Source organism: Streptomyces sp. NPDC048331 (genome assembly GCF_043201215.1).
Lineage (GTDB): Bacteria > Actinomycetota > Actinomycetes > Streptomycetales > Streptomycetaceae > Streptomyces.
Genome location: NZ_JBICYT010000062.1, coordinates 18215 through 32087, shown reverse-complemented (window position 1 = coordinate 32087; position 13873 = coordinate 18215). Strand labels below are relative to the sequence as shown.

The 13873-nt window shown below is 71.3% G+C and carries 10 protein-coding genes and 1 tRNA gene; 7 read left to right on the top strand and 4 right to left on the bottom strand.

The window, feature by feature from the left end:
* Positions 1–941 precede the first annotated feature (941 nt).
* The 6 genes from ACGFYY_RS40035 (at position 942) to ACGFYY_RS40010 (ending at position 6224) form a co-directional block, all read left to right on the top strand.
* Positions 942–1304 (top strand): hypothetical protein, encoded by a 363-nt coding sequence (locus ACGFYY_RS40035; RefSeq protein WP_393717220.1) that lies wholly within the window; start codon positions 942–944, stop codon positions 1302–1304.
* Between the two features lie 33 nt (positions 1305–1337).
* Complete coding sequence (locus ACGFYY_RS40030; RefSeq protein WP_393717218.1) at positions 1338–1973, top strand: hypothetical protein; 636 nt, start codon at positions 1338–1340, stop codon at positions 1971–1973.
* A 64-nt stretch (positions 1974–2037) separates the two neighbouring features.
* Positions 2038–3585: a ParB/RepB/Spo0J family partition protein gene (locus ACGFYY_RS40025; RefSeq protein ID WP_393717216.1), complete on the top strand. Its 1548-nt coding sequence runs from the start codon at positions 2038–2040 to the stop codon at positions 3583–3585.
* A gap of 112 nt (positions 3586–3697) precedes the next feature.
* Positions 3698–4726 (top strand): YgjP-like metallopeptidase domain-containing protein, encoded by a 1029-nt coding sequence (locus tag ACGFYY_RS40020; RefSeq protein WP_393717214.1) that lies wholly within the window; start codon positions 3698–3700, stop codon positions 4724–4726.
* A 351-nt stretch (positions 4727–5077) separates the two neighbouring features.
* Positions 5078–5150 (top strand) — tRNA-Arg (locus tag ACGFYY_RS40015).
* A 231-nt stretch (positions 5151–5381) separates the two neighbouring features.
* A complete protein-coding gene (locus ACGFYY_RS40010; RefSeq protein WP_393717212.1) occupies positions 5382–6224 on the top strand; it encodes a nitroreductase/quinone reductase family protein in 843 nt (280 codons plus the stop codon).
* Here the strand turns inward: ACGFYY_RS40010 and ACGFYY_RS40005 are convergent.
* The 4 genes from ACGFYY_RS40005 to ACGFYY_RS39990 form a co-directional block, all read right to left on the bottom strand.
* Positions 6127–7473, bottom strand: coding sequence for an ATP-binding protein (locus tag ACGFYY_RS40005; RefSeq protein ID WP_393717210.1), 1347 nt, complete (start codon positions 7471–7473; stop codon positions 6127–6129). The two genes, ACGFYY_RS40010 and ACGFYY_RS40005, sit on opposite strands and share 98 nt — an antisense overlap.
* A gap of 134 nt (positions 7474–7607) precedes the next feature.
* Complete coding sequence (locus tag ACGFYY_RS40000; protein WP_365275158.1) at positions 7608–7811, bottom strand: hypothetical protein; 204 nt, start codon at positions 7809–7811, stop codon at positions 7608–7610.
* Between the two features lie 122 nt (positions 7812–7933).
* On the bottom strand, positions 7934–9916 hold the full coding sequence (locus ACGFYY_RS39995; RefSeq protein WP_393717208.1) for an MFS transporter: 1983 nt from the start codon (positions 9914–9916) through the stop codon (positions 7934–7936).
* 103 nt (positions 9917–10019) lie between these two features.
* Positions 10020–12785, bottom strand: a complete 2766-nt coding sequence (locus tag ACGFYY_RS39990) for a hypothetical protein (RefSeq protein WP_393717206.1) — start codon at positions 12783–12785, stop codon at positions 10020–10022.
* Between the two features lie 186 nt (positions 12786–12971).
* On the opposite strand from ACGFYY_RS39990, the gene ACGFYY_RS39985 reads away from it, so the two are divergent.
* The gene (locus tag ACGFYY_RS39985; protein WP_030390041.1) at positions 12972–13706 is read left to right on the top strand and encodes a GPP34 family phosphoprotein; all 735 of its coding nucleotides are present in this window, start codon (positions 12972–12974) and stop codon (positions 13704–13706) included.
* Positions 13707–13873: the final 167 nt, after the last annotated feature.

The window sequence follows — 13873 nt, the reverse complement described above, 5'->3', positions numbered from 1 at the left end:
AAAGGGGTGACGTCAGGGCAAACCAGCAGGTCGCAGGTCACAGCACAGTCGCCGGGAGCTCTCGCGCGGCAGGCAACCCGCAGGGAAAGGTGTCTGGTGCTGGCCGCCCGCGGCCAGATCCCCCACCGCGACTTCCTCTTCGCCAACGTCGGGGACGACAGCGAGGACCCGCGCACCCTGGACTACGTCGAGCGGGTCGCCGCTCCCTACGCCCGCGCGCACGGCCTTCGCCTCCACGTCCTCCACCGACAGAGGGCCGGGCGGCCCGAGACCCTGTGGGAGCGCCTGATGCGACCCGGGTCCAGGTCGCTGCCGATCCCGGTGCGGATGAGTAACGGCGCCCCAGGCACCCGCGGCTGCACGAGGGACCACAAGATCAAGGTGACAGGCCGCTGGCTGCGCGCGGCAGGGGCGCACCGTGGGGCACCGGCGGAGGTCGGGGTCGGGATCTCCCTGGACGAGATCGGCCGGGCCACCTCGCGGCGGGTGGAACCGTACGAGCGGGTGACGTACCCGCTGCTGGATCTTCGGATGCGGCGCACGGACTGCCTGGGGCTGATCGCGGACGAGGGGCTGGAGGCCCCGCCGAAGTCGGCGTGCTGGTTTTGCCAAGACGCTGGCGGGCTGGTCGGAACTGGCTCGGGACCGGCCTCACCTGTTCGGTCGGGCATGCGACCTCGAGGAGACGCTGAACGCGCGGCGCGCGGCGCTCGGCCGGGACGAGGTGTTCCTGACGCGCACCGGCCGGCCGCTGGCCGAGGCGATCGGCGCGGCGCAGGACGAGCTGCCGTTCGACCCCGGATGTGATTCAGGCTGGTGCATGACCTAGCCTCACCACCGCCCTGACCTGCATGAATGCACTTGACGCCCCCCTCGTAGATAGTAGAATTTAGTTACGAGCTGAGGGGGGGCACCCAAGGCCGACAACCACTGGAGAAGCCATGACCGACACCACCACCGCCCTGCGCATCGACCTCATGGGCAAGGTCCGCGAATACGACCTCGGCGCCGACCAGAGCCAGCAGCACAGGGTGATCGGCCGCGCCCTGCTCGACAGCGCCGAGGCCGTCGAACACATCGAGCGCCCGGAGGGCCCGAACGTCGTAGTCCTCGCCCGCCTCCACCGCGCAGGCCAACCGCTCAACACGTGGGCCGCCGAAGTCTCCGACGAACTCGAATCCCAGATCACGCAACTGGTCTCAGGCGAAGTCCTCTTCATCGGCTACACCCCCGCCACCGACACGATCACCAGCCTCCCCGCAGACGTTGCCGCGCTGATCCGCGAAGTCTGCTCCCGCGCGTAACCCTCGCCCGCACCACACCTCTTGGAGAACCGCATGACCACCGCCACCAGCGCCCGAATCAGCCTGATCGACCTGCTCCTCCTGGCCGAGCCCCTGGCCGACCGGCTCGGGCCGGACTGGACCCGCATCGAGACCACCTCCGACCCGAAGACGATCCAGTACGGCCACAGCACCGGAACGCTGCTCGGCATCCGGCACCTGTGGGACGGCGCCGCCGCACAGACCTACGTCCTGATCGAGGGCGAGCCCACGTACCACGCCGGTGTCACCTTCCGCGAGGACACCTCCGTCGACGACAGCCTCATGGACGTCATCACCACCCGTCTCCTGCCCGCGATGGACGGCCACCGCCCCAAGCTCCGCCAGAACGGAACCCCTCACCCTCCGAAGGACACCGAGCCTGCCGAGGCCCCGGCGGCCAGTGAGCAGCAGCACACCGAACCCGCCGCCGATACACCGGAGTCCACGGCCACCGGGGCCGACCAGCCCGACCCCGCCCCGACCGCCGATGCTCGCGAGGCTCAGGCGCCCGCCAAGGCCGCACCGACGCCGAAGGCACGACCCCGCACGAAGAAGACCGCCACGAACACCCCGCCGGCGGCCGCGAAGAAGACGACCACGCCGCGGCGGACCACTGCCCGCAAGACCAAGGCCGCCACCACTGCCTAACCCACCCAGACCGCCGGGGTGCGGGCGAACCTGCCGCCCGCACCCCACTTCCGAAGGAGCCGAAATGACCGCGATCACCACCGAGCCCACCACCACCGACAACGACGTGCAGGAGACCACCACCTCATTCACCGGGCAGTTCACCTGGGTCGACCCGCGCGACCTCATCATCGACCCCTACAACCACCGCAAGCGGCGTGGCGACGACGACAACGGCACCGAGCCCGACCCGGCGCTCATCGACTCCGTCCTCGAATTCGGCGTCCACACCCCGCTGCTGCTGCGCCCGCAGACCGGAGCACAGGACGGACTGCTCGGCGTCGTCTTCGGACAGCGCCGCATGAAGGCCGCCCTGATCGCGGCACAGAAGGCGGTCGCGGCCGGCGAGCCCGTGCAGATGGTGCCCGCCATCGTCCGCGAGGACCTTCGCGACGCGGACGACGAGGCCCTGGCCCTGTCCGTGATCGAGAACGTCCACCGTCGCGAGGCATCGACCCTCGACGTGCTCGACGCCGCCGAACAGCTGGCCCTGATGCCGGTGGGCAAGCTCAAGCGCGAGCGCGCCGCCCGCGCCCTGGGCATCACGCCGGAGGAAATCACCGCCGCCCCGCATGCCGCCAAGCTCAGCGACAAGGCCCTCCGGGAGGCGACGACCGCCGACTTCGACCTGGTCGAGATGGCCGACTACCAGACCGTGGAAGAGGTCCCCGGCGCCCTGTCCAAGCTCAAGCGCGCCAAAACCCGCGACAACAAGGAGCCCGGCGACAAGCGGGGCAACTGGGCTCACGCCCTGGCCGAACTGCGGCAGGAGCAGCAGGAGCAGCAGGAACGGGAGCGCATCGTCAAGGAGCTGGCCGAGCAGAACATCCAGATCATGGTCTGGCGGTCGCACCGGGAGAGCAAGCTGTCCCGCTCCCTGAGTGACCTGGTGACCGAGATCGGCAATCCGATGACGCCCGAGCACCACACCAGGTGCCCCGGACGTGCCGCAGCCCTGGCCCCCGGCGAGGTTGAGGTGGAATGGATCTGCACCGACTGGAAGCGGTACGGGCACGAGCTGACCGACGAAGCCACCGCCGCGAGCAAGAAGAACAAGTCCACCCCCGAGGAGCTGGACGCGCGCCGAAAGGTCATCCGCTACAACAAGGCATGGCGTACAGCCAGGGGCGTCCGCCAGGAGTACATCGCCAAGGTGTGCTCGGCGAACGGTGAGGCGGACGACGCCACCTGGACGCTGATCCTCAACGAGATCACCGGCACGTCCATCCACTACGGACGGCACGCCAGCAACCCCAAGACCGAGCTCATCTCCGCCTTCCTCGGCCTCCCGGACCCCAACAAGGACCGCAACCAGTGGAACCGGGTGAAGAACCCCTACGCCAAGCTCATCGCAACCACACCGAAGTCCCGGCGGTGGCGCCTGCTGCTGGCCCAGGTGGCGGCCATGTTCGAGAGCGAGAACATGCACGACGGCGCCTGGCGAAACGTCGATGACAACTGCGTGACCTGGCTGAGCTTCCTGAAGGGCCAGGGCTACACGCTCAGCGAAGTAGAAGCCGAGGTCCACGCCGACGGTCTCAAGCGGTACCGGCCCGCCCGGCAGAAGAAGTAGGACGCCCCTCAGGGGTGGGTGCGCACACCGCACCCACCCCTCATGGATAGCAGAATTCAGATACGGGGTGCCGGTCACACCGCCACCCCGTCAACCAGAAAGACCACCAGCCATGACCGGCCAAGCCACCCGCACCGCCAACCACGGCGGCGTCACCATCACCATCAAGACCAGCAACCGCACCACCACCGACCTCACCGTCACCCCCCGCGAGGGCATCACCGTCCGCGGCCCGCACACCCTCACCGACGACGAGGCCCGCGCCCTCGTCACCCGCCGCAAGCACTGGGTCTACCGAGAGCTGAACAAGCTCTGCGAGCAGGCCCCCACCAACCCCGCCAAGACCCTCTTCGACGGCGAGACCTTCACGATCCTCGGCACACCCCACACCCTGCGCCTCACCGACCGCCGGCACGGCCCGCAGGCCGTCGCCACGGCGTACAACGACCCCGAACGCGGACCCGTCATCGACCTGGAGCAAGCAGCGGCATCGAACCTGGACATAGCGCGCCGAACCCTGATCAAAATACACACGGACACGGCCAACAAATGGCTGAAAGAGAACGGTGCTCGAATCACCCGACTCACCACGAACCCTGACATCCGAATCACCGCCTCACCCCGCTGCCGAACCACCTGGATCATCCGGCGCCCCACCGGCGAACTCAGCCTGCACTGGGCCCTCGCCCAGCTCCCCACTCTCCACCTCCGCGAAGTCCTACACCGCACCCTGAACCTCCACTCCGTCGCCGACGGCCGCGAAGTCGGCCAGCGCCTCCGAACCCTCTGGCTCGGCGAACTCGTCCTTGCCCCGCAAAAAGCCGCCCCCGACTCCGACACCTGCCCGGGGTGCCAGGCCCAACCCGGCACCCTGCACACCAACTACTGCGACGTCGCCCGCTGCGCGCTCACCGGCTTCCAGCGCGGCTCCTGCCACCCGGGTACGACCTGCCTCACGATCTGGTCCGGCCGCTGGCCGGGCACGGAGGAGTGCGAGGAGTACGGCTTCTTCTACCGAGCCGTGGCCGGCCGGGGCGAACCCTGCAACGCCACCGACGAAGGGGCCGAGCCGGACTACAACCGCCTCTACGCCCGGTGCGTGTGGCACATCGGTCAGCAGCGCATGATCCTCCCCTCCTGATGCTCCCCGCTCGCCTTCTTCTCTCCCTCGGATCGCGATCGGATAGCGGGTGTCACCCGTTCTCCGCAGGGGCTCCGACCTGGGAGGACTGCTTCGCAGGAGTGTCCACGCTCCCGCCGGGGCGGTCCGCCGGAGGACACACGGGGGACACTCTCGGGGGATGAGCGGGGGACAACCGGGGGACAGAAGGGGTTGGACGACTCCGGAAAGACAGGGAAAGACGAGACTCGGAGCCGAAGCTCCGGACCAGCCGTCAGGCATCCGGCACAGCCGCTGACCTGCGAAAACCGAAGTACCTCATGCAGAGAACCCAGATCCGGTAAGGTATCCGGCGAAGCAACATCAACACCCGCCTTCGTAGCTCAGGGGATAGAGCACGGCTCTCCTAAAGCCGGTGTCGCAGGTTCGAATCCTGCCGAGGGCACGGACGAGGCCCCGCGGTCGATATCGATCGCGGGGCCTCTTCGCGTTGTGGTTATATGACGCACGTGTCGCGTGACGCCGCCTACTGAGAAGTGGGCCGGGCGGTGGTCGGGCAGGCACCTGTTGGTGAAGGACCGGGCCCATGGGCATGTACGCCACCGGCTACGGGTGATCTCCCTCGGCTGTTCCGCTGCTCTCGCACGCACACACACCGTGAGGAAATCCACACCCCGTGTCATCTTTCAACCAGTCCGTCATCGAAGAGTTCAGGGCGAACGCCGGCCGCGTCGGCGGACCCTTCGAAGGCTCCGAGCTGATCCTGCTCACCACCACCGGCGCCAGGTCCGGTGAGCCGCACACCGTTCCGCTCGGTTTCGCCCGCGGGACCGGCGACGGGGAGCTGCTCGTCGTCGGGTCCGCCGCCGGGGCCGACCGGCATCCCGCCTGGTACCACAACCTGCTCGCGCTGCCCCTCGTCCAGGTCGAGACCGGGACCGAGGAGTACGAGGCCGTCGCCGTGCCCGCCGAAGGGGCCCGGCGGGACGAGCTGTTCGCGCGGATCGTCCAGGCGGAGCCCGGCTACGGCGAGTACCAGGCGGGCACCCGGCGGGTGATCCCCGTCGTGGCGCTCCAGCGCACGCACGAGGTCCCGTCCCAGGAAGGCGGGATCGCCGGGAAGCTGCTCGAGGTGCACGGTTGGCTGCGGGCGCAGCTGGCCCTCGTACGGGAACTCGCGCGCGCGGAGCCGAGCGGCGCCGGGGCGGCCTCCCTCGGGCTGCAACTGCGCCAGCACTGCCTGGCGTTCTGCCATTCGCTGGAGTTCCACCACCGGAGCGAGGACGCCGGCCTCTTCCCGTACCTGGAGCAACAGCATCCGCACATGCGGGAGTTCTTCCGCCGGATCGGTGCCGAGCACGCCACGATCGCGCGGCTCCAGGAGGAGTTGGTACGCGCCCTGGACGCGCCGGGGGCCGGATTCAGCGAGCGGGTGGAGCGGATGAGCCGGGAGTTGGAGGCGCATCTCGACGGCGAGGAGGCGCGGTTGCTCCCGGTGCTACGGGCTCTGGAAGCGTGACGCGGGCCTCGGCGCCGCCCGCCTCCCGGTTGCGGAAGGTGAGGGTGGCGCCGAGGACCCGGGCCTGACCGGCGGCGATGGTCAGGCCCAGCCCGTGGCCCTTGTTCGTGCCCTCCGTACGGAACCGCTGCGGGCCGGAGCTCAGCAGGTACTCCGGATAGCCGGGGCCCGAGTCGGTCACGGTCAGGTTCCGGCCCTCTACCGTGAGCGTGACCGGGGCCGCGCCGTGGCGGTGCGCGTTGGCCACGAGGTTGCCCAGGATCCGCTCCAGGCGCCGCCGGTCCGTGTCCACCCGCAGGAACCCGCGCGCGCCCCGCACCTCCAGGGCCGTGTCGGTGCCCGAGGCGCGGATCGTGCGGGCCGCCAGGTCGGCCAGGTCGTGCGAGTCCAGTTCCAGGCGTTCGCTGCGCGTCTCCAGCCGGGAGATCTCCAGCAGGTCCTCGGTCAGCGAGCGCATCGCCCGCACCCGGTCCCGTACGAGCTCGGCCGGGCGGCCCGGCGGCAGGAGTTCGGCGGCCGCGTTCAGGCCGGTCAGCGGGGTGCGGAGCTCGTGGGCGACATCGGCCGTGAACCGCTGTTCCGCTTCGAGCTTGCCCTGCAGCGACGAGGCCATGGTGTCCAGGGCCCGGGAGACCGCGGCCACCTCGTCCTTGCTGCGGGTGCTGTCGTCGACGCGCGCGTCCAGGTCGCCGGCGCTGATCCGGCGGGCCACCTGCGCGGTCAGGTGCAGTCTTCGGGTGATCCGGGTGACGACGAACGCGCCGATGAGGAGGGTGGCGCCGATGGCGAGCCCCGAGGAGCCGAGGATGGCCCGGTCCAGTTCGGCGATGGTCCGCTCGCTCGCGCGGAAGTCCACGGAGACGCCTATCGCGCTGCCGTGGGCGGCGGGTCCGGCCGCCCACATCACGGGCCGGCCCCGGTACGTGCCGACGGCCGTGCCGCGCCGGCCGCCGACGGCCAGGGCGCGCAGTTCCGGGGGCAGGCCGGCCGGGTCGATGCCCTCGCCACGGGGCATGCGCGCACCGGTCTCGTAGGCCTCGATGGTCCGTTCCAGCCGGGTCAGCGCCTTCTCCCGGGCCGAGCCCACGGTCTGGCGGGTCATGGCGCCGTGCACGAGGCAGCCCAGCAGTGCCGCGAGCCCGCAGCACATGAGGGTGATGAAGACCGTGGCCTTCCAGGTCAGGGTGGAGGTCCAGGCAGGCAGCCGCGAGCGCGGCCACAGCCGCTCCTCGCGCTGCGTGTCGTTCATGGTCACGTCACGGTAATGCGCGGGCCCCGGTGGGTGAGCGGCGGGATCCGGCCGGATCGCACCGGCTCAGGCCGGATTGCGACGGAGCGCACGAAGCCCTTCCGGCGCGGGCCGGAAGGGCTGTGCCATCACGGTCAGCTCAGGCCACTGCTGCGTTCGCCGATACGGTCGCCCTGCGGAGTGCCGGCTCGCTTGAGCGCGGCCTTCGTGTGCAGGCCGCCCTTCACCTTGCTCCGTACCGGACCGCTGAAGCCGTGTCCCGGAGCGCGCGGCGGTTGAGCCGCCTCCTGCGCCTTCGCGATGGCCGCCCGGACATCCCGCTTCTGCTCTTTGTTCATCCCGTCGTCAACTCCTTCGGGAAGCACCCAATCGGACTACTGGGATCGTATGCACATATACGGACCAACGCACCCGGACCGATGTGTAAAGAATTCCGATCAAGAGCAGGTGGACGTCGCGATCAAGGACGCGGCGGCGCCGGGCGCTTCGACTGGCCCAGCGTCTGGCGCACCAGGTCCTCCGGGCAGGGCGTCCCCCGCGGCAGCTGGTACTTCGCCGCCACCCGGTACTCCCCCGGCGCCGGCGCCAGCAGCTCGGTCCAGACGTCCCCGGTCTCGTCCGGAGCGGCCTTGAAGAGGCATCCGCCCGTGTTCGCGTACTGCTTGCGCAGCGCACCGCCGTCCCCGCTGCCGCCCCGCGCCTTGGAGGCGAAGGTCTCCTGCGGCGGCGGTACGGGCTTGCCCGCCGCGTCCACCAGCCCCAGCCAGGGCGAGTGCGGGATCCGTACGAGCACCCGTCCGGGCCGCTTCACGTCGACGACCAGCTGGTCGGCGCTCGCCCGCACCACGGTCGCCGGGCCGGCCACCAGGTCGGTGGGCTCGTCGACCTTGAAGAGCTGCCAGTTCGCGTCGCCCCACACCTGCTGGAGGTACGGCAGCCCCGCCCGCACCAGCTTCGCCTCGTCCTCCCCGCCCGAGTCGGGTGTGTCGGCGGGCAGCACCACGTAGTGCACGGCCCAGCGCTCCAGCCAGGCCCGGTAGCTGTCGGCGCTGAGGGTGTCGTCGTAGAAGAGCGGGTTGCGCTCCAGGTCGGCCTGCCGGTTCCAGCCGCGCGCGAGGTTCACGTACGAGGGGAAGGCGGAGGACTCGCGGTGGCTGCTGGCCGGGACCACCTCGACCCGGCCCCGGTCGGCGCCCGCTTTCTGCAGCTGGTCGACGAGCGGGGCCAGCTCCCGGCTCCAGGCGGCCAGCGGGGTGGTGCGGACGATGTCGGTGACGCTGTTGGTGGTGATCCAGGCGTTCAGCCCGACGAAGGCCAGCAGCACCCCGTACCAGCGCCGCGAGCGCGGCAGCTCGTACGGGAGGGCCGCGAGCAGCGCGACCCCGCCGAACAGCATCACCATGCGGGTGACGTTCGAACCGACCTGGGAGTCGATCACCCAGGTGAGGAAGACCCCGAGGGCGTAGACGGCCGAGGCGATCCGGACGGTCTTCCACCGCCTCGGTACGAGGAACACGATCAGCAGGCCGAACACGAACGGCAGCCCGGCCGAGCCGATCTTCATCGGCTGGGTCCCGGAGAACGGGAACAGCCACGCCGACAGCCCCACCACGGCCACCGGGGCCAGTCCCAGCGCGTAGGCGCCCGGGCGCCGCCCGCTCAGGAACAGCGCGGCCGCGATCACTCCGAGGAAGAGTCCGGCGACGGGGCTGGCGGCGGTCGCGAGGCCGGCCAGCGGGGCCGCCACCGCGGCCTTCGCCCAGCGTCGCTCCGCCCATTTGCGGGGCCAGCAGAAGACGGCGGCGACGGCGCCGAGCGCGAACATCACGCCGAGGCCGAAGGTGACACGGCCGGAGAGGGCGTTGCAGAGCAGCCCGTAGACCCCGGCGAGCGCGGGCCACAGGGGCTCGCGCACGGCCCCGCGGCAGCGGGTCAGGATCAGCGCGAGCAGCGCGGCGGAGACGGTGCCGGCGATCATCATCGTGGTCCGGACGCCGAGCATGTGCATGAGGTACGGCGAGACCACGCTGTACGAGACGGGGTGCATGCCGCCGTACCAGGCGAGGTTGTACGCCGAGTCGGGGTGGCGGCCGACGAACTCGGCCCAGGCGTCCTGCGCGGCCAGGTCGCCGCCGCTGTTGGCGAAGCTGAAGAACCAGACGACGTGCAGCAGCCCGGCGAGGACGGTGGCGACGACCACCGGGTGGCGCCGGGCCGCGTCGAGCACGACCCCGAGCGGGCCGCGGGGCGGCCGTATGCCGTCGAGCGCGGACGCCGGCGCGGACGCGGGCGCCGGGGTCTGGGCCGGGGCCGGGGCGGAGAGGACGGCGGAGCCCGCCGACCCGGCGACCACGGCGGACCCGGCGCCCGCGGCGGGCGCCCCGGGCACGTCGGCCGTCGGGATGGCCTCCGGGCGCCTGCCCTGCTGCTCAGCGGTGGTCACTGCCGCACTCCCCAACCCATGAGTCACGAACTTCCCGGGGGCCAAGACGCGGCCCGGCGCCCCGGGGTTGCCCGGGGCGCCGGATCCACGCTCTCACCGGATGTCAGCCGACGCGCGTCAGCTTGCTGCCGATACCCGGCGCGGCCAGGTCGGTCTTCAGCGCCACGGGCACCTTGACCTGGCTGGCACCCTCACCGACGGTCAGCAGGCCGACCTCGGTGCCGGCCGTCGCGGTCTGCGGCAGCTTGCCCCCGCCGTCCGCGAGCTTGACGTCGACGGTCAGCGAGGCCCAGCCGATCGCCTGCACGTCGGCGGTGGCGACGACCGGCGTGCGGCCGCCGAGCCCGTCGTCGACGTAGCCCACGACATCGCCCTTCTTCACGACGGTCGCGCCGTCGAGGGACTTCTGGGTGGCGACCATGAGCTGCTTGCTCGCGGCGAGCACGGTGTCGATGATCGCCGGCTTGTGCTGGCCGAGGACCGCCCCGACGATCAGCTGGTTGGTGTTGCCGACCTTCTTCTGCGCGGCGAAGAGGAGGTTTCCGCCGGCCTTGGTCGTCGTACCGGTCTTGATGCCGAGCGCGCCGGCGGGGCCGGTCAGGCCGTTCCAGTTCCGCCAGGTCTTGCCGGACGGGTCGGTCCAGTTGGTCTTCTTGGTGATGTCGAGCAGCGCCTCGATCTCGACGAGCTTCAGACCCAGCTTGACCTGGTCCTCGGCGGTGCTGACCGTCGTCGCGTCCAGACCCGAGGGGTCCGTGTACGTGGTGTTGGTCATGCCGAGTTCCTTGGCGGTGTCGTTCATCTTCTTGACGAACGCCTCCTGCGACCCGGAGTCCCAGCGCGCGAGCAGGCGCGCGATGTTGTTGGCCGAGGGGATCATCAGGGCGGCGATCGCGTCGTACTCCGAGATCTTCTGGCCCTCGGTGACCGTGTCGAGGGTGGACTCGTTGTCGGTCGAGTTGTTCTTCTTGCCCTCGGTCTCCGCGGTCTTGTCGACGTCGATCATGGCGCCCTGTTCCCCCTTCTTGAAGGGGTGGTCGCGCAGGATGATGTACGCCGTCATCGACTTGGTGACGCTCGCGATGGGCACCGGCTTCTGCTCGCCCGAGCTGCCGATGGTGCCGAGTCCGGCGGCGGCCATGGAGGCCTGCCCCTCGGTCGGCCAGGGCAGGTCGGGCTTCGCGCCGGGAAAGGCGTACGAGGACTTCGCGGTCATGACGAGCGTCGGCTGGGGCAGCGGGCGCACCAGCTGCACGACGGCCAGGATGATGAGCAGGAGCGCGACGAGCGGCGCGTAGATCTTGACCCGCCGGATGGCGGTGCGCATCGGGCTCGGCGGCGGGGGCGGGTTGTTCGTGAGGTCCGCCAGCATGTCGAGCGGCGGCTTGGGCGGCAGCGGCTGCTGCGTGGTCCGCTCGGAGTGGTCGAACCGCGCGGTGGCGGGCGGCACCGGAACCTTGGGGCGCTGCCCGGCCGCGGGCGTCGGCGCGGGCGCGGTGCCCTCCGGACGCAGCGGTACGAAGGTGCTGCCCTTGGGCGGCTCGGCCGCGGGCTTGGGCTCGGCGGGCCTCGGGTCGGCCGGCCTCGGGTCGGCGGGCTTCGGGTCGGCCGGCTTCGGGTCGGCGGGCTTCGGGTCGGCCGGCTTGGCGGCGATCCGGGCCTCGTTCGGCTTGGCCAGGGTCAGCGGCTTGGAGGGGGCCTGCTTCGGGGCCTCCGCCTCGGTGGCGTCCACCTTCGGGACGCGGAAGACCGCGGTGCGCTCGCTGTCCACGGGCTTCTCGGCCGCGGCGGGCGACTTCGGCTCCGCGGCGGGAGCCGAAGCGGAAGCGGGCTTCACGGCGCGGAACACGGCGGTGCGCTCGCTGTCGGCGGGCTCCTCCACCTTCGGCTTCTCGGCCGCGGGCTTGGGCCGCTCGGCGGCGGGAGCCGAAGCGGAATCAGCCTTGAAGGCGCGGAACACGGCGGTGCGCTCACCGTCCGGAGCCTCTTCGGCCTTCGGCCGCTCGACCTCGGGCTTGGCCTTGGCGGGCGTGAATGCCCTGAACACGGCGGTGCGCTCGCTGTCCGCAGGCTCCCCCACCTTCTGCTTCTCAGCCGCGGGCTGCTCTTCGACAGCCGGGGCCGGGGCATCGGAGGAGTTCGAAGTGGAATCCGATTCGGAGTCGGCTACGGAGTCCGCTGCCGCGGTACGGGCATCCGGCGTGCCGGAACCGTCGACCTCGGGATCGGTCGCACCCGCCGCGTCGTCCGCCGAAGCGGAATCCTCGGCTACGGCCGAGCCGGCGTCGTCGGCCTCGTCGGCCTCGTCGGCCTCGTCGGCCTCGTCGGCGGAGGCGACCCACGCCGCGACCGCGTCCCGCAGCGGGTCCCGCTCGCCGGCTCGGGCCTCGGCTCCGGGCTCGGGCGCGGGCTCGGCTGCGCCCTCGGGCTCGGCTTCGCCCACCGGCTCGGTTCCGGACTCGGGCTCGGAGTCGGCCTCGGGCTCGGCGTCGGCCTGGGGCCGGGCCTCGGGCTCGGGCCGGGCCTCGGGCTCGGCGTCGGCCTGGGGCCGGGCCTCGGGCTCGGGCCGGGCCTCGGGCTCGGCGTCGGCCTCGGGCCGGACCTCGGGCTCGGGCCGGACCTCGGGCTCGGGCCGGACCTCGGGCTCGGGCCGGGCCTCGGGCTCGGGCTCGGCGTCAGCTTCCGTTTCGGCTTCGGCTTCGGCCTGGACATCGACTTCGACGCCGACACCGGCACCGGCCGCCGCGGCCCCGCCGCTCTCGGGATCCCGCGGCCGGAACACCGACAGCCTCGGGTCACGCTCCGCGGACGACTCCGCCGCCCCCGGCGCTCCTTCATCTACCGACTTGTCGGGGGACTCGCCCGCCACCGTTCCTCCTCCATCGCCGCCACGTCCGGCTGTCCGAATGTCTAACAGTGTCCCGTCTCGGGAGCATCGCCCCCGTGCGAGACGAGAACGACATAGCTGCGGGTTCCCCCACAAAGCGGCCACGCGCTCTCGACAGATGAATGTGAGAGGCGTCACCCTGTCACTCATCCACGCGGGGAGGCATGGATGGGCAGGAGCCGCAGAACAATTCCGGAGGAGCTTCTGCTGCTCGCCTTGGACCCGGCCACGGGTACCACGGCGCAGCCGCAGTCGCTCGACCTCGGCCTGGCCGGGGCACAGCTAGTGGAGCTGGCTCTGGCAGGACGGATAGCCCCTGATGGGGATCGTATCGCCGTGGTGATGCCACGGCCGACAGGAGATCCGACTCTGGACTCCGCACTGGAACTGCTGCGCAGGCGCGGCAGCCCGGTACGGGCCGTCCACTGGATCGGTGGACCCCGACTGGGGCTCCGCCAGATTTACCTCGCTCATCTGGAGCGTTGCGGCATGGTGCATGCCGTCGCGGGACAGATGTGCGGAGTGCTTCCGACGACTCGCTACCAGGCGACCGACACGGAGATCAGCCGGGAGATCCGAGCCCGGCTCGACAGTGCGATCCGCACCGGCGTACCGCCGGACCCGCGGACCGCGGCGCTCGCCGCACTGGCCCACGCGGTCGGACTCGGCAAGCACCTGTACCCCGGTAACGAGGGGCGGTCGTCCAGGTCTCGACTGCGGGACCTGATACGGCACGACCCGATGGGCGGACTCGTGGCGCATGCCGTGATGGACGTCCAGAACGGTGTGGCCGCACAGCCACGCCGTGACCGCGCACCCGCACCGCCGGCCCGGGCCACGGCGAGCAGCGTTCCGCTGCAGCCGCGCCGGACGGGCGCGATGGCCCGCGCGGCCGCGCACTGATCCACCCCGTTCCACCCGCTTCATCGCACCACCATCGCAACGCCACCGCCCAGACCGACGTCCGTGAGGACCCGGTCGGTTCGGGAGCCGCCAGCGCGCGGGGTGGCGGGGCCGGTTCGCCGACCCCGCCACCCCGCGCGTCTGTGTTTCCCGGCGTTCCCCAGCGG